The following is a 25,909-nucleotide window of genomic DNA, read 5'->3' on the forward strand; positions in this document are numbered from 1 at the left end:
AAGTTAAGTTTGACTTGCTCATTTGCACACCGAATGTGCTTGTTTCAAATCTCTTCATAAAGAAGAAATGTTTTGACGTACTGGTTGGTTCGTTCAGTTTTCAAAGATCAAAATGTTGTCAGCCACTTCAAAACAGCGACTCAATCATCTTATCATGTGCGAGTTATTTAGTCAATAACTTTTTCATGATTTGTTTTTGGTTTGTTTTATGTCGTTTTTTGCGACATTTACTAATTTACCACTGTTTGTTTTTAATGTCAACAACTTTTTCTGTGGTTTATAGTATCTTTTCTCTCGTTCTGTCGCGATCTCTTAATGCGACAAATAATAATTTACCATGCCCCGAAGACTAAATCAATAGCTTTTACGTTAAAAAACTATTCTGATTATTCGCGTGTGTTCTACATTGATTCTATTCATTCTTACCCTCTCTGTCTACAATCAATAAAACCCCCTGCGAAGCTGTCGCAGAGGGTAGAATCTATAACTTATGAATCACGATGCCTCATTTGTGGGAATAGCAGCACGTCACGGATAGACGGTGAATTAGTAAGGAGCATAACAAGACGATCGATACCAATTCCTAATCCGCCAGTCGGCGGCATACCATATTCAAGTGCCTCCAGAAAATCTTCATCCATCATATGAGCTTCATCATTTCCTTCTTCTCTTTCTTTTAGCTGTGCTTCAAATCTTTCTCTCTGATCAATAGGATCATTTAACTCAGAAAAGGCATTCGCATGCTCTCTGCCTACAATAAACAATTCGAAGCGGTCAGTGAACCGTTCATCATCCGGGTTCTTTTTCGCCAAAGGAGAAATCTCGATTGGATGACCATAGATAAATGTCGGCTGAATCAATTTCTCTTCAACCCGCTGCTCAAAGAACTCATTCACAATATGGCCGAATGTCATCGTTTCTTTAATTTCTATACCGTGTTCTTTTGCAAGCTCTTTCGCTTTACTATCGGTCATTTGTTCCCAAAAGTCCACGCCCGTGTATTCTTTAATCGCATCCACCATATGAAGACGAGTCCACTCAGGCTCTAAATTAATCTCCTGATCATTATAGGTAACAGTTGTTGAGCCTAACACTTCTTTCGCAATGTGGGCGACCATATTCTCCGTCAATGCCATGATATCTTTATAGTCAGCATAGGCTTCATATAATTCAATCATAGTAAATTCAGGGTTATGGCGGGTAGATACCCCTTCATTACGGAAGACGCGTCCTATTTCATAAACTTTTTCCAAGCCACCGACAATCAACCTCTTCAAGTGGAGTTCAATAGCTATACGCATATATAGCTGCATGTCCAACGCATTATGGTGAGTAATGAACGGACGAGCAGATGCTCCCCCTGGAATCCCATGCATTAAAGGAGTCTCCACTTCCAAGAAACCCAAACCATCCAGGTAGCGGCGCATAGACTGAATGATTTTACTGCGAAGTACAAACGTATCTCTACTATCAGGGTTCGTAATTAAGTCGAGATACCGCTGACGATATCGTTGTTCGACATCCTGCAGACCATGAAATTTCTCAGGTAATGGACGCAGTGATTTCGTAAGCAGTTGAAACTCATCCGCTTTAACAGAAAGCTCACCTACTTTTGTTTTGAACATAACACCAGTTACCCCGATAATGTCACCAAGATCCGCGGAGTTAAATAGTTCATATGCTTCTTCACCGATACGATCTTTACGGATATAAAGCTGTATCTGCCCAGTAAGATCCTGAATGTGAGTGAAGCCGGCCTTCCCTTTTCCTCGTTTGGTCATAATACGGCCGGCAATCGTAGCTGGGAATTGTTTCTCCTCAAGCTCTTCTTTTGTATATTGGTCATATTTCTCTTTCAACTGTTCTGCATAATCTGTGCGCTCAAATTTATCACCAAAAGGATCAAGACCCTGCTCACGATGAGCATTCATTTTGTCTCGACGCACCCGCATGTGTTCGTTGAGTTCTTCTGTCATTGCTACCACTCCATTCTCTGATCTATTTCATTAGCCATTCCGTCACAATAACAAAAACTGCCAGCAAGGCACTGGCAGCATCTAACTATGGTTAGTATAAAAAAGTCTAATAGGCGTGTCAACGCTCAAGAAAGTCAGGATGTCTGCATCCATTCTTCTCATTCAACCGCAAACTCATAAAGGTCCTGACACAACTTCTTTTGTTTCTGCTTGTCATCGGATTACGTATACGGCCATTCCTATTTAATTCCTTGAACTACAAGGATGTGTACTTACGTATTTCAAAAGGCACCTCTGCCTGCCACTAATGCTTAAACCCGGTGAAACTATATCTTCCCCCAAAGTTTTACACTATCCACTTCATCAGGGGGCAGCTTACTAAGGGTTTCTTCAGCTGTAAGATGTGTATGAGGCAGTACTATACCGGGAGCCACATCCGCCAGCGGAACCATCACAAAAGCGCGGTCCTGCATATAGGGATGTGGAATAGTTAGACGCTCTGCTTTCATATTTTCATGATTATACAGCAAAATGTCAAGGTCTATTGTACGGGGCCCCCATTTAATTATGCGCCGTCTCCCCAAATCCAGCTCAATCCTCTGGCAGTAATCCAGCAGTTCTGTAGGCGGGAGCGCTGTCTCCACTTCTACCACCATATTTAGAAAGTCATTTTGTTCCGTATACCCGACTGGAGCAGTTTCATATACGGAAGATTTATTTCTCACTGTTATGTGCTGGTGTTCATCTAAAAGTGTAAGGGCATCTTTAAGAAAGCCTTCCCTTTCTGCAAGATTTGATCCAAGAGCAATAAAGGCATTACTCATTGATTACGGCTCCGATAAATCTCTATGGCAACGGATTTATAATGGCCCGGAATAGGCGGATCAGGCTTGTATACCTTAACCAGGCAACCTTCCAGCCGTTCAAATTCCCGGAATAACTCATCTGATATTTTTTCAGCTACGGATTCGACTAAACGAAAGGCCTTTCCTTCCACAATGTTCTTTGTCACTTCATAGATCGCACCGTAATCGATAGACTTGGTCATATCATCGGATTGAGAAGCAGGCTTTAAGTCTAATTCAAGTTCTAAATCAACATAGAATCGTTGACCTAACTTATTCTCTTCCGGGAAAAGGCCGTGGTACCCCCAGAACTCCATTTGATTCACATAGATCTTATCCATCCTATTCACCCTTTCCAACCATCGCATCCATCATTTTAGACATTCTTGCGATTGGTTTTACATCATGCACCCTTACCATCTGTATTCCTTGGGCGATTCCATAACATACCGTAGCTCCTGTACCTTCCATACGTTCTTCTTTTGGTAAGTCTAATACCGTACCAATAAATGATTTCCGTGAGGTTCCGAGAAGGATCGGGTAACCAAGATCATTCAAATCCTTTAAGTGTCTCATCACTTCCAGATTATCAGACTGCGTTTTTGCGAAACCGATACCTGGATCAAGAATGATCTTTTCGTCCTTTACGCCAGCTTCTTTTGCGATTTGGATACTTTTCTTTAAGTCTTCTTTCATATCCGCGATCAATGAAACATAATTCTTATCCGTTCGATTGTGTGTAAGGATGATCGGTACATCGTAGTCAGCTGCCACTTGAGCAATCTCAGGATTTTTCATCGCTCCCCAAACATCGTTAATAATGGAAGCACCACATTCTACTGCCTTTTCAGCCACTTCAGCTTTGTACGTATCGATAGAAATGGGGATATTCACTTCTTTTTTTACAGCCTCAATAACAGGAAGCACACGCTCCATTTCTTCGTTTGCTGCTACCGGCTCAAAACCAGGACGCGTAGATTCACCACCAATATCGATAATATGAGCGCCGTCTCTTTCCATAGCTTTTGCCTGAGTGACCGCTCGATCCAGGTCAGCATATAAACCACCGTCAGAAAATGAATCCGGCGTGACATTCAAAATCCCCATTACCAGGGTTTCTTTAGAGAGGTCGTATGTTTTTTCGTTTGTTTTTAGTTGAAAGACCATGACCCTTCCCTCATTTCCTATATACTCTGTTCCTATCTTACATCATATCCAGATTTCTATCACGCATGGACGACCTTAAACTACAGCCTGTGGTCGTTGATCCTAAAACAAAATGAGAGAAGAGCTATTTTTCCTTTCATGAATTTAATCAGTGTTCAATTCCTATAAAAAAAGCCGCCCCTGTTCAGGGGCAGCTTTGTACTTATTCTTCATCAAACTGATAGAGTGGTGTTGAAAGGTAACGCTCACCATTACTCGGAATGACAGCCACTACCTTCTTACCTTTTCCAAGTTTTTTAGCCACTTGTTTGGCAACATGAATGGCAGACCCTGAAGATATGCCACCTAGAATGCCATCTTTTCTTGCGGCTTCCCGGGCTGCGGCAAAAGAATCGTCTTTAGAAACTTTAATCACTTCATCATAGATTTCTGTGTTTAAAATTCCTGGAACAAATCCTGCCCCTATTCCCTGAATCTTGTGGGGTCCTGGGTCACCGCCTGAAAGGACAGGGGATTCCTCTGGTTCGATTGCGTAAATTTTAATATCTGGATATTTTTCTTTTAAGACTTTACCTGCGCCTGTGATTGTACCACCTGTGCCAATACCGGCAACGAAAGCATCCAGCTGGTCACCCATCTGTTCCACAATTTCCGGACCTGTTGTCTTTTCATGAATCAAAGGATTCGCTTCGTTGTTGAACTGCTGCGGCATGAAATACCCATGCTTTTCATGGAGTTCAGCAGCTTTCTTAATCGCACCTTTCATTCCTTCACTTCCCGGGGTAAGTACCAAGTCAGCCCCGTAGGCACGGAGGAGGTTACGACGCTCCTGACTCATCGTATCCGGCATAACAAGCACGGCTTTATAGCCTTTAGCGGCAGCGATCATAGCCAGACCGATCCCTGTATTTCCACTTGTTGGTTCTACAATTGTATCGCCCTCTTTAAGGCTGCCATCTTTTTCTGCTTCCTCAACCATAGATAGAGCAATCCGATCTTTTACCGAACTTCCCGGATTCATATACTCAAGTTTGAGGTACACATCTGCACTGTCTTCATCAGCGCTTCTATTGAGCTTCACCAAAGGGGTTTGACCAACCAATTCACTGACATTGTTCACGATTCTCACAACAATCACTCCTAAAACCAAGTATTTAAATAGGATTTAACTTTAATGTACTGAATCTGATGTTAATTGTCAAACAATTCAATATAAAGTTGCTTGGGAATCTCTCTATAAATAAATGACGAAACACAGGTTCCGCCATTTATTTATATCTTACGCTTTATCCTTTTATGATGGTGAATTGGAATCGTTTGATTGGAGCTCCTGTAAGTCTTCTACGTCAAACTGGTAATCCTCATTGCAGAAATGACATTTTGCTTCCGCACCTTGATCTTCATCGATCATACGCTGGATTTCCTCATCTCCTAAGCTGGAGATTGCCATTTCTACACGCTCACGGGAACAGTGACACTCAAATTGAACAGGCATTGTATCTAATACGCGCACATTCTCTTCCCCTAAGACCGTGTGAAGAATCTGCTCAGGAGTTTTTCCATCTCTCACAAGAGAAGAAATAGCGGGCATGTCTGTCAATCGCTTCTCAATTTCGCTCGTTGTCTCTTCATCAGCACCCGGCATCATTTGAACAATAAAACCGCCTGATGCGAGTATGGAATGATCTGTATCAACAAGGACACCAGCACCAACCGCTGAAGGCACCTGTTCAGAGTTAGCAAAATAATACGTGAAATCCTCACTGATCTCTCCTGAAACAATAGGCACCTGTCCTGTAAAGTGATCTCTCATCCCTAAGTCTTTAACAACACTCAACGTTCCAGAGGTACCTACGGCTCTTGCGACATCCAATTTCCCTTTTGCATTTAAATCAAAGTCTACATGCGGATTTTTAACATAGCCGCGAACCTTGCCGTTGGCATTAGCGTCAGCAATAATCGGTCCTGCTGGTCCATCCCCTTCAACTTTAATCGTGATTTTGTCGTCGCCTTTGAGCATCGCACCCATCATCGAACTAATTGTCAACGTCCTTCCAAGAGCGGCTGACGTTGTGGCCCATGTATCTTGTCTGCGTCTAGCTTCTTCGACTGTTTCTGTGGACTGCACTGCATATGCTCTCACTTGTCCGTCAAAAGCTATCGCCCGCACTAAATAATCTGACATGGTTGATCAATCTCCTTTAAACGCTTTTTTATCTTTGTTCCGTTGATATATTTTATGAAGTCCTTTTAATGTTAAATAAGGATCTACATGATCAATTGTCCTTGACTGACCTGCAATTAAATTTGCAAGACCTCCTGTCGCAATCACAGTAGGTTGCTGATCAGAGGTTTCCTTCATCCTTCGTACGACTTCATCTACTTGTCCTACATAGCCATAAAAAACACCCGACTGCATGGCATCTACTGTACTCTGCCCAATCACATGCTCAGGACTCTTAATTTCAATCTTAGGAAGTTTGGCCGCCTTTGCGTATAAAGCTTCCATAGAAATATTAATACCAGGTGCAATCGCTCCACCCAGATACTCTCCGTCTTCATTGATATAGCAATAGGTTGTTGCTGTTCCAAAATCAATAATAACCAAAGGAAGTGGATAGTCACCAATTGCTCCAACAGCATTTACCACCCGGTCCGCACCAATTTCATTTGGGTTCGGATATTTCATAGGCAGTCCATGATCAACGTTGCCTTCGCCGATAATCATTGGCTGCTTTTTAAAATAATAACGGGACATACGATCAAGTGCAAACATTATAGGTGGAACCACAGAAGAGATAATAACCCCACCCATGTCCTCAAATGTGAGACCTTCATGATCGAGCAGTGATTTAATAAGCATCCCGAACTCATCTTCTGTTTTATGACGATCTGTCTTAATTCTCCATTGATATTTCAAAGAGTTATTTTCAAATACACCTAACACAGTATTGGTATTTCCTACATCAAGGACAAAATTCATACAAACAGCCTCCAATGTCATTTCCTTCGGCTACCATCATACCATAAGAACTCTTTTCTTCGCTCTATATAAAAATGAAAAGCCACACCGCCCAAGTATAAGGCAGGTGTGGCTTTTTTTACACTTTAGGAACGAGGATCTTCTTTATCAGACGATTCGTCATCCTTCGCTGCTTCGCTGGATGGACTTTGATCTGTCTGCTCCTCTTTTTCTTCAGTGTCTTCATCTTTAGACTGAATGTTTACACGTACATCTTCGTCATGATGAGAAGATGTGTTGTTCTTAATCTTTTCGTTGTGTTCCCTTGCGATTGCTTCAAGCTCTTCGTCTGTCGGAAGACGTCCTTTATCGAAAAGGGAGCGGATTTGTGTCGCATCCAGTGTTTCGATCTCTAGTAACGTTTTCGCAACAAGCTCAAGTTTATCTTTATTTTCTGTGAGGATCGTTTTAGCTCGATCGTAACAGTGTTGAATAAAGTTTTTAACTTCCTGGTCAATTTCGTAAGCAATCTGGTCACTGTAGTTTTGTTCATTTTGGATATCACGGCCTAGGAAGACCTGTCCTCCTGAGTTTGAACCAAACTGCAATGGACCAAGTTTCTCACTCATTCCGTACTCAGTGACCATCTTACGCGCAATGCTTGTTGCACGTTGGAAGTCATTGTGAGCACCTGTACTCACTTCACCAAAGATAATCTCTTCAGCGACACGGCCGCCAAGAAGTCCGGTAATCTTATCAAACAGCTCCGGCTTCGTCATGAAGTAACGATCTTCTTTCGGAAGCATCACTGCGTATCCACCGGCCTGGCCGCGTGGAACGATGGTTACTTTGTGGACCATGTCCGCATCATCAAGGACCATACCAATAACCGTGTGTCCACTTTCGTGGTGGGCCACAATGTCACGTTCTTTCTTAGAAATAACGCGGCTCTTCTTAGCTGGTCCTGCAATGACACGATCAATCGCTTCATCGACATCATCCATGTCCACATTCTTCTTATCTCCACGAGCAGCAACAAGCGCTGCTTCGTTTAACAAGTTTTCTAAATCGGCACCAGAGAAACCAGGAGTACGAAGCGCAATCGTCTTCAAGTCCACATTCTCTGACAACGGCTTGTTCTTAGCGTGGACAGCCAGAACAGCTTCACGACCTTTAACATCTGGACGGTCAACAGTGATTTGTCTGTCAAAACGTCCCGGACGAAGAAGGGCCGGGTCTAGAATATCCGGTCTGTTTGTTGCCGCAATAATAATGATTCCTTCATTTACACCGAAACCATCCATTTCAACAAGCAGCTGGTTTAATGTTTGTTCACGCTCATCGTGACCACCGCCAAGACCTGCGCCACGTTGACGACCAACAGCGTCAATTTCATCAATAAAGATGATTCCCGGAGCATTCTTTTTAGCATTTTCAAATAGGTCACGTACACGGGATGCACCTACACCTACAAACATTTCCACAAAGTCAGAACCACTGATGGAGAAGAACGGTACACCCGCTTCACCGGCAACAGCTCTGGCAAGCAATGTTTTACCTGTACCAGGAGGTCCCACCAGAAGGACACCCTTAGGAATACGCGCGCCGACAGCAGAGAATTTACGAGGATCTTTTAGGAAGTCTACAACTTCTACAAGTTCCTGCTTCTCTTCATCCGCTCCCGCTACGTCTTTGAAACGAACTTTCTTCTTCTCTTCTGAGTACATTTTCGCCTTACTCTTACCAAAGTTCATTACACGACTACCGCCGCCTTGTGCCTGGTTAAGCAAGAAGAAGAATAAGATGAAGATGATTACAAACGGGATAATTGAGGTTAGAAAAGTCACCCATGCGCTAGGCTGCTCCTCTTCTTCAACATTTAAAACACTTTGTTCTTGTGCCGTTTGTGTAATATTCGCGATCACTTGGTCATTGGCTGGAATTTTAGCTGTGAAGCTCTCTTCCCCTTCTTCAGCATTTGCCAGTTGACCGGTAACACGGATCACTCCATTGACAGGTTGTATTGTCATTTCCTCAATGTTACCGCCATTCAGTGCCTCATAAAAGTCATTCACATTCAACTCTTGCTGCGGATCACCTTGACCTCGGAATAGACCGACCACGCCGATAACAACGAGGAAGATAAGTAAGTAAAATATGGTGTTACGAAATATCCGGTTCATTGCCTACCTCCTCCCAAACGAGAAAAACTATAGTAAATACTACCATAACAAAAACGGACGACACAACTAATTACCCTTGAAATGAACAGCTTGAAACCACTTACGCGAAATCTGTTACTATCCACCATAAACTTCCGGCTTTAACACTCCGACATATGGAAGATTGCGGTATTTTTCCTGATAATCCAAGCCGTATCCCACGACGAATTCATCAGGTACTTCAAACCCAACGGTATCCGCTTTGATGTCAGCGCTGCGCCCTGTCGGCTTATCAAGCAGTGTCACAATTTTAATTGATTTTGCCTGACGGTATTTAAACAAATCGACAAGATACGCAAGGGTGCGCCCACTATCAATGATATCTTCAATAATCAGAATATCCCGACCTTCAACTTTCGTATCAAGGTCTTTAACAATTTTGACCTCACCTGAAGATTCCATACCTCCGTGATAACTGGACACGTCCATGAAATCCATTTCCAAGTGTGTCTCCATACGCTTCAAAAGGTCCGTCATGAATGGTGTTGCGCCTTTTAAAACACCGATAGCCAGAGGAAAACGCCCTTCATATTCCTCTGAAAGCTGCGCCCCCAGCTCTTTACATTTCTGTTGGATTTCCTCTTCAGAAATCAAGACCTTTTCAATTTCGTTGTGCATGATTGCTCCTCCTACGTCTCTGCTTTGTTTTTATAATGTAACCGAAGCCATGTCCCTGATGAAGACAGACCGGCAGGATCCCCGCCTTTTTTCAAACCAACGACCCATAGGATCTTCCCTGTTTGATCAGTGACGATGGGCCACATATCGCGCAAATGAGCAGGGATTTTCTGATCGATAAAAATATCTTTCACTTTTTTCGATCCATTCATCCCTCTTACCCTTATCCTGTCCCCTTTCTGCCTTGTACGAAGAATGAGAGGAAGTTTTACGTGATTCTCATCACATACATAAACATAAGGATCTTCTTCATAAGAACAGCTCCACTGCGATTCTAAGCGAGAACCGTCGGGCAGTTCGACAGCTTCCCCTACATGAAAAAGCTGGTGAAAAGTGTCCGCTTCCTTATCTTCTGCAAACGTAAAGGTGACCTTATCATAAGCGCGTTTGATCTTTAAACCTTGCGGAAAATCCAGAGATGCATTCGGTTTTTCTTCATCCAGAAGGTTCATGAACATCTCTTCATGAATGTAAGAAATGTCTTCGTTTTGCTTCACATACAGATAGTTCAATATTAGATGAAAGGCTGTCCTTTGTAAAGCAAGCGGGAATGTTTTGAAAGTTTGTATTGAAAAATGTGCGAATTTCTCCACATCCTTTGAAAAATGGACTTCTTTCAGGACATTTTGAGCCTGCTCATTTATGTATACCCGTTCTTCCTCTACCCTCTCACTCCATGCCTGCATATGTTGGTGAAACTTCGGATTCTGCTCTTTCATAAAAGGCAGAACGTGGTGACGAAATGCATTCCTTGTATAATCCGTCTCATTATTCGAAGGATCCATTCTTACCTCAATCCTATGTTTCTCCAAGTAAGCAAATATTTGGTCTTTCGACACACATAGAAACGGACGGATAATCTTCCCGTCAGCGAAAGAACGCTGTACCGGCATTCCATGGACAGCTTCAGGACGAGCGCTGCGTGTCATCTGCATGAGCACGGTTTCTGCTTGATCATCGCCATGATGCCCTAAAACCAGTGCATCTCCACCATAGACGTACATCATCTTTGAAAAGAACTGATAGCGAAGATCCCTTGCTGCTTCCTGGGTTCCTTTCCCCGTTGACTCCTTATACGATTTAACGTCAACAGAGGTTCCAAGAAACTCAACTTCCCATTGTTTACACGTCTTCTTCACGAATCGAAGATCCTCTTTAGACTCTTCCCCTCTAAGACCATGGTCGACAGAAAGGGCGATGATCCGCAGAGGAATCTGTCTCCTTAACGATTTCAAAAAATGTAGGAGAGCTATTGAATCAGGCCCCCCTGATACAGCCACTAATAACACTTGGTGTGGCTGAATAAGGCCATGTTTTGAGATGAACGAATGAACCGTCTGATCCATTGAGCGTTCCTCCTGTCTCCATCTGTTTATCTCCCCTTATCGTATCACTCTTCCTATGTTCTGCAAAAGAATAGCTACTACAACCAAAAACTTACGACGGCACTCCCAAATACTGCAGCTGCAAAGATAGATAAAGCTGCTAACTCCATCTCCTCTCCCCGCCTGCCATCCCTTCGCTTTTGGAGGCGGGACGAACCTTCCTGCCTTTTTAATAAAATGTCGGTTAAGCCGGCTTTCATCGCTTGAGCACTTTTGTATCTGCCTTTCCAACAGGATTGTATAAACTGCCGGTATGGCTTCAACTGAGAAGAAGAGGCTAACTTACTTTCTAGTGTCTTCAATGGAGAACTGCCTTTTTCAAATTTGGCTGGATAAGCCATTTCCATCATAATCATAGTGACGGCAAACAAATCATACGTGGGTTCTGATCTTCTCATCCCCATCCCCCAGTACCCTCGGTCATAAAATTCGGTATACTCTTTAATAGCCCTGCCGGACGCTGTTACCCCACCGACATCAATCCACCGTATACGAGAGGAGGAGACTAACAAGTTATCTGTTTTCAAGTCTCCGAATACATAGCCGCATTCGTGAAGCTTTTCCAGATCCGTCAGCAGCTGAATCGCGCATATACCTATCCATTCATTGGTCTTTCCTTTAATGAACGAAGAAAGAGAAATACCATCTATATATTCCATTACATAAAAAGGGTGCGCCCCCCCTTTTTGATCTACCCAATCATCCACATCAACAAAAGAAGGCCCAAGTTTTACCCCTTGGACCTTGCCGAATTTTTTGAGCATATTTACTTCCAGCATCATACGGGAACTATCTTCCCCCATTTTCAGGGCATACGTATCCCCTTGTAATGTCCGGCACAAAAAAACTGTCCCGCAGGCTCCAAAGCCCAGTTCCTTAATAATCATGTATTTATGCCCATTCCATTTTCCGATAACTTGGCTTCCAGGGGTTAAGTTAAAAGCCCGTTTCTTCATATGGATCTTCTCCATCTCTTAAACGTTCAAATAACGGCTTTCCAGCAAAGGTATACAAGGCCTCTTTTAATGCAGGTCCTGTGGGTGTATATCCACCGCTGTTCAACTTTGAAAAGATTCCATGAATTTCTCCCAATTCAGGTGTCCAATCCACCATTTTCTTAATGGTCTTTTTAGGATCAGGAAAAGCATACACGCTAAACTGATTGGATCCTGATCTTGCATTTAAACTTAAAGACAAATCAAACAGAGCCTCTTTTACTGTTGGAAGCTTATGGTGCATACTAGCGCTTGTATCCACAAGTACCAGAACATCCAGGTCACAGCTTTCCCCCAGCTCCTCTACTACCTCTACTACCTCGCCCCTTTGTTCAGGAGGAAGCTCTTCGATCGTTTGATCCTTCCCTAATATTTCTGTTAATTCTTTATTAACGAAACCTTGAATCGTCTGATTCATGGCTTGTCTCGTCACCATTTGCACGGTTTGGGACAAACTTTTCTGATATACAATTTGACTGACGCCTCCACCTGCCTCAGCAATCGATTCTACTTCTTCAAGCCCCTGGGGCCTGCCATTCTGCCGATCGTCAAGTACGCCAATCACATTGACCGTTACGCCCTGATTCCTCGCGAGCGCCGCTACAGCAATCGGGTCTTCTCCATGGTTCGAGCATCCATCCGTCAATAAAAGAATCTGCTTTAATCGGCCTGGTTTCATTGTGAATATCCCTCCTGTTTCGTTGCTTCCATCTTCGCCGAAAAGGAGGATTTATATACTTCCTTTAAGCTTCTTTTTGCTCGGAAGGAATCGATGACCACTGCGGCATATAATGATCGATTCTTGCCACAATGACCGTCATATCATCTACAATATTTCCGGATTGTGTCCGTATCACCTCTTCTAATAGGACATCCGCCATAATCTGCGGGTCGTCCGTGTTGATTTCTCTAATCTTACGCTTTAACCACATTTCTACGTTCTCAATCTGCTTCGGTCCTTCAAAGATGCCGTCACTCATCATGATGAGGAAATCCCCTGCCTTTAATTGTTCACTTCTCATATCCACATCAACATCCGGTATAATTCCCATCGGGAGATTGCCGGCCTCGATAGTGAAGATCTTATCCCCCCTTTTGATAAAACTAGGCGTACTGCCGACCTTTACGAATTTAGAGGTCGCCTGATGCAGATCAATAACTGCCAAATCCAGTGTTGAAAATATTTCATCATTTGTCCGTAAAGACAAAATGGAATTAATAGATTGTATAGCCACAGATTCCTGGATGCCTGATTGTAGAATCTGTTTTAATAAGCGCAGCGTTTCCATACTTTCTTCATGAGCACGTTCCCCGTTGCCCATTCCATCACTAATCGCTAAGGCATACTTCCCCCTTCCCAGTTCCATCATTGTAAAGCTGTCTCCGGAAATAAACCCTCCCCCTTTAGCCGCATGGGCTACTCCAGATTCAATTGAGAAATGCTTGGCCGAACCAAAAGTCAGGTAGCACCTGCCCTGCGGATAAGGGGAAATTTCCTCCATTGTTACAACAATCGTCTCTCCCAGGATATCCGACAAAACAGGAGCAATGATTTTCGCCCCTTCCCCACGATAATTATCAATCTCAACAATTAATTCCAGGTCCATATTCCCAGAATCCAGCGAATAAATTTCTAGTTTTTGAATCACCATCCCCATGCGCTCCAGCGCGTGATAAATAATCTGCTCTTTGTGTTCATGATGTTCCCGTTCTTTCACAATTTCTTTAGCAAAATTATTCATAACTTCAGAAACTCCCTGCAGCTGCTCAGCTACAAACCTTCGACTTTCTAACACCTGCCTTTTCAATTGTTTATTCGCATGATAAAAAGATAGCTCATGATTCATCGTATCTATTAATTTCTGAGGTTTTACACAATGCTGATCCAGACTTTTCCTGAGCACGCGGCTCGGCTCTCCCCTCTCATCTAATTCATGCATCAGTTCCGTCATCAGATCATGGGTCTCGTCAAACCTCCTCACCCAGCATTTTTCTTTCATAAAACAGGACTGGCACGTTTTTTCTGTCACATGACTTAAAAAATAATCAATTTCTTCTGCCTCCGCACTCCCCTCACTGGACGTATCCACACGCGTAAAACTTTTCGATAAAGCCTGAAAAACGTCCGAAAATTTCCCGACCCTGACAGCCGTGACATCTCGAACTTTTTGTAAATATTTTTGTTGTTCTGAATGATGCTCCTCTGTCCCAGGAACATATTTAGAAAGTTGTTTAATCCAACTGTTCGGCGTCAACACAAATAATGCCACCGCCCAGGCTGAAGCCCATAATGATGATGGCAGACCAGCCCCATTATTTACGTAAAAGCCGATCAATAGAGTTCCAACCACAAGGCCGGCACTCACACCAGCCTTCTTCCCTTCCTTCAGTAAACCTCCAAGCAAGCCTGAAAAAGCCAGCAGGCTCATTTGATAAATATGATCCATATTGGACAGGCTCAGCACGAGGCCGGTCACCACACCCACGGTAGAACCAATGGCTGCTCCTGCGGTGTAAGCAAGCAGAATAACTAAGTATCTTGCAAATATATCAACAACAGCTACGCCCTGAACCTGCCACCCGATCATTCCTGTCAGGACGGAAGCTAATAATATAATTAAACAAACAATTTCTTCGTTTTTTAATGAAGGTTGAAATCTTTGTGGTGTTAAAAGTGGAATACTCTGCATAAAGATAAGGACAAGGATGAAACTGAGCACCCCTTCTGCAAACATCAACGTAATCTCGTATAGCTGCCATCGATCTAAGAGCGCCAGACTGACTGTCCGTGGAATCAGGCTGGCCATCAGTGCAAGCGTCGGCAGCCATTTCTGGGGGTGACTTGTTTTGTGCAGCGCCAGGCTTAAGAGCAAAAAAGTCATCGACGCCCCCACCACGTACCCTGCATGACCGTAGCTGTATGTAGACGCCCCGGCTGCCATCATAACGGTTACGGGTATGACGAGCGGTCGTTTTAACCACCAGATTACCGCTAAAAAAGCTACACCAAAAGGGGCCATCGATGAAAGAATAATAGCTCGTCCTAATAAAAGGGCTAAAACCATATGGAAGACCCCTTTATCAGCCATAAATGAAAAGGTACCTAATGAAGCACGTTGCAGCCCTTGCACAATCCCAAATCCCCTGGCAGCGTTCTGACGATTTTCACGTTTTGATACAGTTCCTAACATTCTCATCACTCCTTCTTTGTGAAACCTATTAAACCACATCCAGAACAAGCATTTTGTCAAAACAACAGGAGAGCAGAAACAAAAACTTCGATAGTTTTCACATAGTCTAAGCTCCTTTCTACAAATTCCCCCCGGGCTAGCTCTCTCAAGTCCTCTCACCTTACAAAAACTTACTTATTTCCTTAGCGAAATAGACAGAGTTATCTGATTTATTTATTTGTTGTTGACACTTTTTTTTTCATGGTGTACTATATGACTTGTGACTTTGAGAGAACAACTTATTCACATGGCGGTGTAGCTCAGCTGGCTAGAGCGTACGGTTCATACCCGTGAGGTCGGGGGTTCGATCCCCTCCGCCGCTACCATTTATTTTTTTCTTACATAACTGGCCCGTTGGTCAAGTGGTTAAGACACCGCCCTTTCACGGCGGTAACACGGGTTCGAATCCCGTACGGGTCATCTAAACATTCTTGTCCTAAAAAAGCACGCCTCTTTTAAAAGAGGCGTGCTTTTTTATGTTTTTGGCCATTGATCTTCACAAAAAGAAACTGTTTGGAGAAATAGATAGAATTTCACGCAAAAAAAGAACAGACCCAGTCTGGGTCTGTTCTTTATATGAAAGTGCGCACCTTTTACTCATTGTCCTAGACAGCAAGCTATCCTCGTTTAGCACCTCGACCTCCACGTTTGGATTCCGTGTGCTTTTTCAGTGATGCTAAGCGTTCGTCGCTATCCTTCATAAAACGGTTCATCTTCTGTTCGAAAGACTCCGCTGGTTTACGAGGTTTTGGCGGACGACGATTTGTGTTCTCTTTTGCTTTTTTAATGGAAAGTCCAATCTTCCCATCATCCCCGACATTGATGACTTTCACTTCAACCTGATCTCCCTGGCTTAAGTGTTCATTAATGTCTTTTACATAGTTGTCGGCAACTTCACTAATGTGGACCAGACCCGTCTTCCCATCTGGAAGTTCAACGAATGCTCCGAAATTAGTGATACCCGTTACCTTACCCTGCAGCTTGCTGCCTACTTCAATTGACATAAAAAAAATGCTCCTCCTTAGAATTTCGATAAAAATGTATCGTTCCTATATATTATATATAAGCGATGAAAAGAGTGTCAATATGATGGATCTTCATTCGGCATTTTAAAGATGATTTCGCCTTCTTTTGAGAAGAAATAATTCGTTCTTGCAATCTGCAATACATACTCCTCATCTTTCAAAAGTTCAATCTCCTGCTCCAGATCACTTTCCTCTTTTTTCAAAGCGTCCATATCCTGTTGCATTTGCTCGTACTGCTCACTCTTTTGAGCATACAGAGACTGTTGTTTCATATGATAGAATATCATGGAGCCAGCGACGATCGACACTAACAGGGCAAACATTACGAGACGGCGAATTAAGCGCTTCTTTTTCCTATGATGTCTGTCCAAGTAGGCATCGTAGTTCTTCATGTATGTAGAATCAAGACGGGCTACCGACTCCGACTGTCTCTTTGCCATGTGCGTTTGGCCTCCTTTACTTTTTGAATCGTTTCATCCAATTGATCATTGTATTCTGCATTTTATCCAAAAACCCTGCTAATTGCCTTAAGTAAATTTTCATGTTTTTCGGCAAAAGTCGCCAAATCAATATGAAAACTAACCGGATTGGATAAAATACGACAACAAACAATATAATGATACCCTTTAAAAGTATCTTATAAACGCCAATAAGTAAAGAAATAATAAGGAAAATGATGGATTTCGATGGAAGGAATAAAAGATAATAGATTGTTTTCTTTAAAAACCTCAAGATCCCAAGGCCGATACGAATCCACATTTCAAGCGTTCTTAAGTAAAGGCTCTGAAACATGGCACGATACGCCGCAAATCCACATACGATGGCGACAAAAACATAAACCCTTAACTCCCCGTAATTGGCCAGGTAAAGCAAATAAAAAAGAAAAGCCGCTTGAAGTAACCAAAATAACAATTGATATACGATTTCAAGCCAGCTTCTTTTATTTCTTTTATGAAAAAAACGTTCAAACGTATCTAAAAAAGCCCCAACGCATATGCCTCCGAAAATCATCGATAAGATCGTAACGAACTGTGTGGTAAGCGTCATTTGAAGAGCTTGCTAAATAGCCCTTTAGCTTTCTCCCCTTGGTGCTCGTCCAAGTATGACATTTCATACATCTTTCCTTTAATGGACACAATGCCTGCATCTAAGTCTAAATTTTTCATTTGGAGATTTTGACCACGGACAACAAGGTAACCCATGCTTGTCTGCAGTAAAAACTCCTCACTGTCGAAGCTGTCCACTTCCTTTACCCCTGATATCTCTATATTTCTTCTGTTCCATATCTTCACGTTGTGTTCAACTGGTTGCTGACTTCTTAATCCCTGGTTCTTCTCATAAGCTTCCATCTCCTAACAGCCTCCTTCTCTAGTACAAACTATGAGAAAAATAAGGCAATTAGAACTTGAAACAAAAGCATTCAAATCAGGAAGAAAGAAAGCAGGTATAGACAGACAAACGGCTGTAACCCTTTGGAACAGTGGGTTACAGCCGTTTGCGTAAACTTAAAAGTCATGGACTTACGATTGGTTAACAGGTTCTTCTTTTTTTATTTCATATAGGGAAGCCGCTTCGTTTTTATTGACGTTCTCCTTTAGAGACTTCACTTCAATCGTTAATACTTTTTGACCAAATTGAATCGTTAATTCATCCCCAATGGCTACATTGCTGGCCGCTTTACTCTTCGCTCCATTGATGCTGATGCGACCTTGATCAGCCACTTCTTTTGCGAGTGTACGTCTCTTTATTAAACGGGAAATTTTAAGGAATTTGTCCAAACGCATCACTTATTCCGCTCCTTTATTTTTAACTTTCGCTTGCACCCATAGTTCTTCTAAGGAATTTAAATCATAATCTTTCAGCTGACGCCCTTTATGTTCCGCTTCTTTTTCCATAGACAATAGCCGCGTGCGGAATTTTCTATTGGTACGTTGAAGGGCATTTTCACTGTTCAGCTTGTAATGTCTGGCTAAATTCGCAATAGCAAACAACCAGTCTCCAAATTCTTTTTCCATTTCCTCCTGGCTGCCTGATTCCCTGGCTTCTTGGAATTCCTGCCATTCTTCCTCTACCTTTTCAATTACAGGCTCTACAGAATCCCAGTCAAATCCGACCTTGGCTGCTTTTTTTTGCAGCTCTTCCGCCTGCAGTAAAGCAGGGAAACTTTCGGGCACTGAATCTAAAATGGAAGCAGGGGCTTCTCCTTTTTCCTGCTGCTTAATCGCATCCCAGTTGGAGAGAACCTCTTCTGCATCTGCTGCCTCTATTTCTCCAAATACATGAGGATGGCGGCGGATCATTTTTTCCGTTACCGTTACTATTACGTCGTCGATTGTAAAATATCCTTCATCTTCACCAATTTGACTGTGTAACATCACTTGTAACAGCACGTCCCCCAATTCCTCTATCATATTTTCATCGTCCATACGATTCACAGCATCTATGAACTCATAGGCTTCTTCAATCATATACTTACGAAGAGACTCATGGGTTTGTTTCCGATCCCAGGGACAACCTTCCGGACTGCGAAGAATTCTTATGACTTCTCTCAGTCGGAAGAACTGGTGATTTAAATCTGCCGGTTCCACCGGGGCCACGTACACACTTGTGAGGTTGTCTACCTGCACATTTCGATCCAACTCTTCCAATGTAGTTTTCTGTACCCTCTCATTCTCACTTCCCGCTGCGGTTACAATTGTAACCGGATGTTCAGGCGGAAGGTCTTCAAGCAGCGTCAGTTTCACCTCTGATGCGATGACAGGGTCATACACCTGACATAAAACAATATGGTTCATATATTGGAGCTGGCTACGATTCAAATCTGTCGCATCTAAAAATTGAAAGCCTTCAATGGGATCAATTTCAAGGGCTGTGAATGTTGCATCAAGAAAGCTCTGTCCACCTTTAATTTGAAGGTTGAGCCTTCCCTCCTCACGCTCTTCAATGAGCAGTTGAACCGTCTTTTCAGCCAGCATAGGATGACCTGGTACTAAATAGACAAGTTCCTCATTTTTTGAGAGTTTCACCAGACGTTCTACGATCTCTCTGTATACATCACCAAATTGGTCATGCCCTTCATAAACTTCATCAAAGCTTTGTATATGGATGCCTTCCCTTTGTAATTCCTGTATAACAGGATGTTTCAATGTTCTTGCGTAAATCGTGCTTTTCGAATTCATCAATTCCCGATATACGCCCAATGGCAGCTGGTCTATGTCTGATGCTCCTAAACCTAGCACTTTCACAGTATTCATCGATTCATTCCTTTCGGTAAAAATTTACCCAGCCATTTACTTGAGGGAAGAACAGCGACTTCTTCCTCTGTAAGTCCTCCCCTTTTCAGAAGGAGAGCAATATAAATAAATGCCCCAATTCCCGTTAGAGCCAGTGTATAAATGAATAATGACAACCGGTCATTTAAAACAAACAGTGTTTGGAAAACCCTGCTGCATACATACAACCCAAGCAGCATTCCTAAAAGAGAATAACCGAGTGGCAGCCAGGGAAGAGAGACCCACCTTTGTATAGGAACTTCTTTTCTTAAGATTACGATATTTCCTATTAAAACAAAAGCAACAGCTACTATAGAAGCCACCGCCGCCCCGTAAACCCCCAGGAGGGGGATTAAGACCTGATTGCCTGCAGCCTTGATTAACAGTCCTCCTCCAACAACAAGTGCAGTATATTTAACATAGCCGAGACCCTGTAAAATGGAAGAGGTGGTAATGGAAAGTGAGCTGCCCAGAATGACAAGCATGAACACCCTCAAATATCCCGTCCCCTCTATATCCTGAAAGAAAGCTTCGTTAATTGAGGGAAATAAAAAGATGAGGCCTGTAGTCGCTCCAAAAGAGATAAAGCCTGTGATCTTAATGGCACTCAGGATAGATTTCTGCGTGCGTTCCTCATCCTTTTCCAGGCGCTTTCTTGTTACAGAAGGAATTATTGCTAAAGCGAGGGAAGAAGCAAGTACGGTTCCCAGTTGTATCAAAGGCTGTCCTCTATCGAAGATACCTTTCGTTATCCGGGCTGTATGTGTCGATTCTCCTGACTCTATCATGAGAGGAACCAGCGTGAACGCATCAACAAGCTGTAAAGACAATAGCAGCATATAGTTTAAACAAATAAATAATCCATAAACGAAAATTGGCTTCCCATACGAAGGTTTCTCATTCCATCGAGCCAAAGACCATAAAGAAGATTTTCGAATACGCGTAAACAGAAAGAGACAGGCAGCGACGGCACCACACATCGCACCGGCCGCCGCCCCTATTCCCACTATGTAGACATCCCCGCCTCTCATTACAATAAGGGAAGTAAAGAGAATGACAGCTACTCTGAAAACCTGTTCGATGATTTGTGAAACTGCTGTCGGTGCCATCTCACTTTCACCTTGAAAAACACCACGGAAAACCGATACGAAAGGAATAAGTAAAAAGGCATAAAACGATGCCTTCAGTGATGGAATGAGCGATTCATCTCCCATCATCTGAGCTATGAAAGGAGACTGGGTATAACCCAGCAAGAAAATCACGCTGCATGCGAGCATCATCCAACCAAATACAGGCAGGTAAAAGGAGGGAATAGATAAAGAAATCCGATTCTCTTTTTCCTCTGACACGAGTTTGGAAATGGCAGCCGGAAATCCGTACAACGATAATATTAATGCGATCCCAAGTATAGGGTAAACCTGCTGATACACATAAAAACCGATATCTCCTGTTAAGTTCTGAAGCGGAACCCGATATCCCGCACTGATAATTTTGCTGATTAGTCCGGCGAAGGACAGAATAAATGCTCCTTTTAAAATAGAGCGTGACTGCGTTTTGGTCATTTTGGACCCTTTCTACTATTATGTATATATTTAGACACTCCATTATATCACATGAAAAGGTCAGATCCTTTATCTGACTGGACCTGACCAAGTTCGTTATTCCATCTGTTTAGCCAAAAAGCTGGCTGCTGTCTGTAATGATTTGGATGTACCCTCTTCAAGCGGGGCGCCTTCTTTATTAAAAGCAACCACACACCCGATAGGATCTCCTTGTGCAATAATAGGATGAATAAGATATGAGATCACATCTTCTTCCTGCCCCTGAATCAACTCAATCGGGTCTGGATGCTTCTCAAAAGACATCGTTCTAGAATCCATCACTTCTTCTATCTTCGTCCCTATCGATCGGTTCATATACTCTTTTTTCGCACTACCTGCTACCGCTATATACTCATCACGATCGCAAATCAAAACAGGGGATTCTAAAGATTCACTCAGAGCTTCTGCATACTCTTTCGCGAAATCTCCCAACTCACTGATTGGTGAGTACTTCTTAAGTATGACTTCACCTTCTCTGTCAACGAAAATCTCTAAAGGGTCTCCCTCACGGATCCTAAGGGTGCGGCGGATCTCTTTCGGAATAACAACACGTCCTAAATCATCAATACGGCGTACAATACCAGTTGCTTTCATTCTTTATGCTGCCTCCTTTTCTGTGATGACTTCCTTCTTTCTCCTGTTGAAGTGCAAGCAGAATAAGCGGGTGATTACAGATAGTATGATTCAGCAATAAAAACCTATACACCCTTGAGATGGATTTTTTCATAAAAAATGTAAAACACAAAGGTGGAGGCGACCTGTTCAGACACGACAAGCATAAGAACTTCCCTGCTGTAGAGCGGTTTTCTCTACATCAGGGAGGGACTTATGACCTCGAGTGTCTGGGAGCCTGAACTAGATGTCATCTAATGTGGAGGTGCCTTGAACAGCTTCGACAAGCATAAGCGGAGCATGTGCAGGGAGGCGCTCTTCCCTCCCCATCATGATTCGCTTATGTGACGTTGATATACAAAAAATCCCCCTCCACTATATCTTGTGAAGGGGGGGGAAGTTATGCTGTTGTCGCTTCTCTCATCATTTCTGGAAGCTTGCTGATGAACTCTTCTACAAGCTCATACCGCTTCCACTCATTTTTACGATCCCATGTAATTGTGACTTTTAACTGTCCCTCTTCTGTACCCAGCTGAACCATTCTTCCATATTGATTGGCAAACTCAAAAAGTTTTGAACCATCGATATTCTGACTCTGATCTGCTTCCATAAGCATCTCAATTTTCTTTTTCTTTTCTGTCACAGATTCGATTCTTGCCCGTTTGGCATAGAAACGGATGGAAGAGACACGGAATAAGTTTTCAACTTCTTCTGGATAATCCCCAAAGCGGTCGATCAATTCATCACGTAAGTCATGAATATCTTCGACCGATTCAATGGCTTGGAAGAGTTTATACATATCAATCTTTTGTTTTTCGTCGGCTATATATTCATCCGGAATATAAGCATCCAGCCTGATATCCAGTTCTGGCTGGAATGGCTGCACCTGCTCCGGCTTTTTGCCCTGCTGTTTGGCCTCTATTGCATCCTTGAGCATTTGGGAATACATATCAAAACCAACAGAATCGATATAGCCATGCTGCTGGGAGCCCAGAAGATTCCCTGCACCCCTGATGGATAAATCCCTCATAGCAATCTTAAAACCAGATCCAAGTTCTGTGAATTCTTTAATGGCCTGCAGTCTTTTTTCAGCTACTTCAGTCAGCACTTTATCCTTTTGATAGGTGAAATAAGCGTAAGCCACTCTGTTGGATCTGCCTACACGTCCGCGGAGCTGATAAAGCTGGCTGAGCCCCATACGATCGGCATCATAAACAATCAACGTGTTCACGTTAGGAATGTCGACCCCGGTTTCGATAATTGTTGTACTTACAAGAACATCAAATTCCCCTTCCAAAAAGGAGAACATGACGTTCTCAAGCTCAGTTTCATTCATCTGCCCATGTGCAAAAGTTACACGTGCTTCAGGAACCAATGCTGATATTTCCTGAGCCATCCGCTCAATGTTTTCCACCCGGTTAAACAGGAAAAAGACCTGACCGCCCCGGGCCATTTCTCTTTCTACCGCCTCCCGCAGGAAGATTGGATTGTACTCCAATACATAAGTTTGAATTGGAAAACGGTTGGCCGGAGGTGTTTCAATTACCGACAGATCACGAACTCCAAGCATAGACATATGCAGCGTTCTCGGAATTGGAGTTGCTGTTAAAGTAAGGACGTCTACGTTATTTTTAAGCTGCTTAATCTTCTCTTTGTGCTTCACACCAAACCGCTGTTCTTCATCTACGATCAACAGCCCTAAATCTTTAAATTCAACGTCTTTGGAGAGGATTCTGTGTGTGCCTACAATGACATCAACCAAGCCTTTTCTCAACCGGTCTGTAGTTTCCTTCTGCTGTTTCTTCGTTCGGAAACGACTCATTAATCCTACATTAATCCCAAAGCCCTGGAATCGCTCCTGAAGAGTCTCATAGTGCTGTTGGGCAAGAATTGTAGTAGGCACAAGCAGCGCAACTTGCTTTCCATCCACAATGGCTTTAAAAGCAGCACGTATAGCCACCTCTGTTTTTCCATACCCCACGTCTCCGCACAACAGACGGTCCATCGGGCGGATTCTTTCCATATCTGATTTAATTTCCTCAATACAGCGGATTTGGTCTTCTGTTTCCTCATACGGGAATGCGGCATCAAAATCCCGCTGCATTTCCCCATCTTCACTGAATGCATAGCCCTTAGACGCTTCTCTCTCTGCATAGAGCTGGATAAGGTCATCCGCAATATCTTCCACGGAAGATTGAACACGGCTCTTTACCTTCTTCCATTCACTTCCGCCAAGTTTATATACTTTCGGCTCTTTTCCTTCTGATCCCACATATTTCTGAATCAGGTCAATCTGATCAATGGGGACGTAAAGTTTATCATTCCCTGAATATTTAACAGTGAGGAAGTCTTTATGGTTGCCTGCCATTTTTAAGGTTTCAATACCGAGGTATTTTCCTATTCCATGACTCGCGTGTACGATGTAATCTCCGACCTTGAGTTCCTGATAGTTCTTAATCCGTTCAGCGTTGGACATTTTTTGTTTCCGCTTCGGCTTCGCGGTCCGCTTTTTGAACAGTTCATTTTCAGTAAGTACAGCCATTTGATGCATCGGCCACTCAAATCCACTGCTGATGTTCCCAATAACAATCGTCGGCTTGACCAGGGGAAGTGTTATATCTTCCTTAGCAATGACAGCTTCCATGTCATAGTCATGAAGGACATTTTGAATTCGTTCCTGCCTTTTTTCATCCGGGGCAAGAATAACAACAGAATAATCCTGCTTCTGCCAGCGATCCATTTCATTTTTCAGGAGATTCATTTGTCCATGAAACTGCTGCATCTGCCTGCTTGAAATATTTAAAATGTTTTGTGGCTGTGTGTTAGGAATATGACGCATAAAAACAGACATGTATAAACGAGGATGCTCAATTTTTGCCCACGCATCCTGCCAATCGAACGAGATATTTAATTCCCTGACGGTTTGGTTAGCTTCGAGCATGCTTTGATGCCACTCAGCCTCCTCCTGATCCAGACGGTTGGCTGTTTCCTGAATACGGCTCATTTCATCCAGGATCACAAGGCCTTCCTTAGGCAGATAGTCTAGTAGACTGACAGGCTCCTCATAAAAGTACCCGATGTACTTATAAATTTCCTGGAAACGTTCCTGCTGCTTCAAAAGTTCTAAATCATGTTCAACCACTTGGGATAATGTTTCTTTAGCCTCTGCTCTGTTCAATTTTTGCAAGGAGTGGCTGAGAGCGTCTTCCAAGCGGTGATAAGCCCTTGTGTAATCTTCATCTGTCAACAAGAGCTCTGTCGCTGGTCCGATATTTACTTGATCTATTTTTTCATGAGAACGCTGTGTTTCGGAATCGAACGTGCGAATTGAGTCAACTTCTGTATCGAACAATTCAATCCGGTATGGAAATTCTGCCGTTAATGGATAGACATCCATGATGCCCCCGCGAACCGAGAATTCTCCAGGAGTGGCGACCATTTCCGTCCGTTCGTACCCCATACTGATGAAACGCTGTAAATAATCATCCAGATTGATTTCTTCCCCAACACGAAAAGGGAGCTGGTTACGCTCCCAATATGTTTTCGGTGGCATCATTCGTTTCAATGCAGCTACAGGGGCAATGAGAATGCCGGTTTCCTGCGTGAGCCATTGACTAAGCGCTTCAATGCGCTGACTGCGGAGTTCCGGACTGGCTACAGCAATCTCAGAGGCAATTAATTCATTCACCGGATAAAGATGAACCTGATCTGGATCGGTTAGTTCCTGCATATCTTCATACAATTGTTGAGCCTGTATCAACTGATGCGTCACTAAAATTACCGGCCGCTTTAAAGACTCCTGAACCAGAGAGATCATCAAGCTTCTTGAAGCTCCGGACAATCCGGCAACCATCTGCTCTTTCATCCCTGACCTGAAGCCCTCTACAACAGAATGAATATCATCCTGCGGATATAAATAATCCTTAATACCTTGCATAA

Annotated in this window: 22 protein-coding genes and 2 tRNA genes; 2 read left to right on the plus strand and 22 right to left on the minus strand. The window is 43.0% G+C overall.

Going from position 1 to position 25,909, the window contains the following annotated elements; all coding sequences use genetic code 11:
- Positions 1-488: 488 nt before the first annotated feature.
- From lysS to spoIIE, 13 genes are all read right to left on the minus strand, one after another.
- Positions 489-1,976: a lysine--tRNA ligase gene (gene lysS, locus LC036_RS17920; RefSeq protein ID WP_226585855.1), complete on the minus strand. Its 1,488-nt coding sequence runs from the start codon at positions 1,974-1,976 to the stop codon at positions 489-491.
- Between the two features lie 326 nt (positions 1,977-2,302).
- Complete coding sequence (gene folK / locus LC036_RS17925) at positions 2,303-2,800, minus strand: 2-amino-4-hydroxy-6-hydroxymethyldihydropteridine diphosphokinase (RefSeq protein WP_226585857.1); 498 nt, start codon at positions 2,798-2,800, stop codon at positions 2,303-2,305.
- Positions 2,797-3,162 (minus strand): dihydroneopterin aldolase, encoded by a 366-nt coding sequence (gene folB / locus LC036_RS17930; protein WP_226585865.1) that lies wholly within the window; start codon positions 3,160-3,162, stop codon positions 2,797-2,799. Before folB ends, folK begins: the two co-directional genes overlap by 4 nt.
- 1 nt (position 3,163) lies before the next feature.
- Positions 3,164-3,988 carry a dihydropteroate synthase gene (gene folP / locus LC036_RS17935; protein ID WP_226585873.1) on the minus strand — a complete coding sequence of 275 codons (825 nt, stop codon included), beginning with the start codon at positions 3,986-3,988 and terminating at the stop codon, positions 3,164-3,166.
- Positions 3,989-4,190: 202 nt separating this feature from the next.
- A complete protein-coding gene (gene cysK / locus LC036_RS17940; RefSeq protein WP_226585875.1) occupies positions 4,191-5,117 on the minus strand; it encodes a cysteine synthase A in 927 nt (308 codons plus the stop codon).
- Between the two features lie 165 nt (positions 5,118-5,282).
- Positions 5,283-6,173: an Hsp33 family molecular chaperone HslO gene (hslO, locus tag LC036_RS17945; protein WP_226585876.1), complete on the minus strand. Its 891-nt coding sequence runs from the start codon at positions 6,171-6,173 to the stop codon at positions 5,283-5,285.
- Positions 6,174-6,179: 6 nt separating this feature from the next.
- A complete protein-coding gene (locus tag LC036_RS17950; RefSeq protein ID WP_226585878.1) occupies positions 6,180-6,971 on the minus strand; it encodes a type III pantothenate kinase in 792 nt (263 codons plus the stop codon).
- Between the two features lie 125 nt (positions 6,972-7,096).
- Positions 7,097-9,133: an ATP-dependent zinc metalloprotease FtsH gene (gene ftsH, locus LC036_RS17955; protein ID WP_226585889.1), complete on the minus strand. Its 2,037-nt coding sequence runs from the start codon at positions 9,131-9,133 to the stop codon at positions 7,097-7,099.
- Positions 9,134-9,250: 117 nt separating this feature from the next.
- The gene (gene hpt, locus LC036_RS17960; protein WP_226585891.1) at positions 9,251-9,790 is read right to left on the minus strand and encodes a hypoxanthine phosphoribosyltransferase; all 540 of its coding nucleotides are present in this window, start codon (positions 9,788-9,790) and stop codon (positions 9,251-9,253) included.
- 11 nt (positions 9,791-9,801) lie between these two features.
- Positions 9,802-11,196 carry a tRNA lysidine(34) synthetase TilS gene (gene tilS / locus LC036_RS17965; protein WP_226585893.1) on the minus strand — a complete coding sequence of 465 codons (1,395 nt, stop codon included), beginning with the start codon at positions 11,194-11,196 and terminating at the stop codon, positions 9,802-9,804.
- Between the two features lie 77 nt (positions 11,197-11,273).
- The gene (locus LC036_RS17970) at positions 11,274-12,191 is read right to left on the minus strand and encodes a protein kinase domain-containing protein (protein WP_226585895.1); all 918 of its coding nucleotides are present in this window, start codon (positions 12,189-12,191) and stop codon (positions 11,274-11,276) included.
- A complete protein-coding gene (locus LC036_RS17975; RefSeq protein WP_226585897.1) occupies positions 12,172-12,909 on the minus strand; it encodes a vWA domain-containing protein in 738 nt (245 codons plus the stop codon). Before LC036_RS17975 ends, LC036_RS17970 begins: the two co-directional genes overlap by 20 nt.
- Positions 12,910-12,973: 64 nt before the next feature.
- Complete coding sequence (gene spoIIE, locus LC036_RS17980) at positions 12,974-15,421, minus strand: stage II sporulation protein E (RefSeq protein ID WP_226585899.1); 2,448 nt, start codon at positions 15,419-15,421, stop codon at positions 12,974-12,976.
- 288 nt (positions 15,422-15,709) lie between these two features.
- Here spoIIE and LC036_RS17985 point away from each other — a divergent pair.
- Positions 15,710-15,786, plus strand: a tRNA-Met gene (locus LC036_RS17985).
- Positions 15,787-15,808: 22 nt separating this feature from the next.
- Positions 15,809-15,880 (plus strand) — tRNA-Glu (locus LC036_RS17990).
- 197 nt (positions 15,881-16,077) lie between these two features.
- On the opposite strand, the gene LC036_RS17995 is transcribed toward LC036_RS17990, so the two are convergent.
- The 9 genes from LC036_RS17995 to mfd form a co-directional block, all read right to left on the minus strand.
- A complete protein-coding gene (locus LC036_RS17995) occupies positions 16,078-16,464 on the minus strand; it encodes a S1 domain-containing RNA-binding protein (protein ID WP_226585900.1) in 387 nt (128 codons plus the stop codon).
- Between the two features lie 77 nt (positions 16,465-16,541).
- Complete coding sequence (locus LC036_RS18000; RefSeq protein WP_226585902.1) at positions 16,542-16,925, minus strand: FtsB family cell division protein; 384 nt, start codon at positions 16,923-16,925, stop codon at positions 16,542-16,544.
- A 16-nt stretch (positions 16,926-16,941) separates the two neighbouring features.
- Positions 16,942-17,532, minus strand: a complete 591-nt coding sequence (gene yabQ, locus LC036_RS18005; protein WP_226585904.1) for a spore cortex biosynthesis protein YabQ — start codon at positions 17,530-17,532, stop codon at positions 16,942-16,944.
- Positions 17,529-17,834: a sporulation protein YabP gene (gene yabP, locus LC036_RS18010; RefSeq protein ID WP_226585906.1), complete on the minus strand. Its 306-nt coding sequence runs from the start codon at positions 17,832-17,834 to the stop codon at positions 17,529-17,531. The genes yabQ and yabP overlap by 4 nt, the downstream gene beginning before the upstream one ends.
- A gap of 171 nt (positions 17,835-18,005) precedes the next feature.
- Complete coding sequence (locus LC036_RS18015) at positions 18,006-18,269, minus strand: RNA-binding S4 domain-containing protein (protein WP_226586004.1); 264 nt, start codon at positions 18,267-18,269, stop codon at positions 18,006-18,008.
- A gap of 3 nt (positions 18,270-18,272) precedes the next feature.
- Entirely contained in the window at positions 18,273-19,739 is a 1,467-nt protein-coding gene (gene mazG / locus LC036_RS18020) for a nucleoside triphosphate pyrophosphohydrolase (RefSeq protein ID WP_226585909.1), read from the minus strand.
- On the minus strand, positions 19,736-21,319 hold the full coding sequence (locus LC036_RS18025; RefSeq protein WP_226585911.1) for a polysaccharide biosynthesis protein: 1,584 nt from the start codon (positions 21,317-21,319) through the stop codon (positions 19,736-19,738). Before LC036_RS18025 ends, mazG begins: the two co-directional genes overlap by 4 nt.
- 96 nt (positions 21,320-21,415) lie before the next feature.
- Positions 21,416-21,952 (minus strand): stage V sporulation protein T, encoded by a 537-nt coding sequence (gene spoVT, locus LC036_RS18030; protein WP_226585913.1) that lies wholly within the window; start codon positions 21,950-21,952, stop codon positions 21,416-21,418.
- Between the two features lie 418 nt (positions 21,953-22,370).
- Positions 22,371-25,907 (minus strand): transcription-repair coupling factor, encoded by a 3,537-nt coding sequence (gene mfd, locus LC036_RS18035; protein WP_226585915.1) that lies wholly within the window; start codon positions 25,905-25,907, stop codon positions 22,371-22,373.
- Positions 25,908-25,909: the final 2 nt, after the last annotated feature.

The organism is Halobacillus litoralis (assembly GCF_020524025.1).
Classification (GTDB): Bacteria; Bacillota; Bacilli; order Bacillales; family Halobacillaceae; genus Halobacillus; species Halobacillus litoralis_D.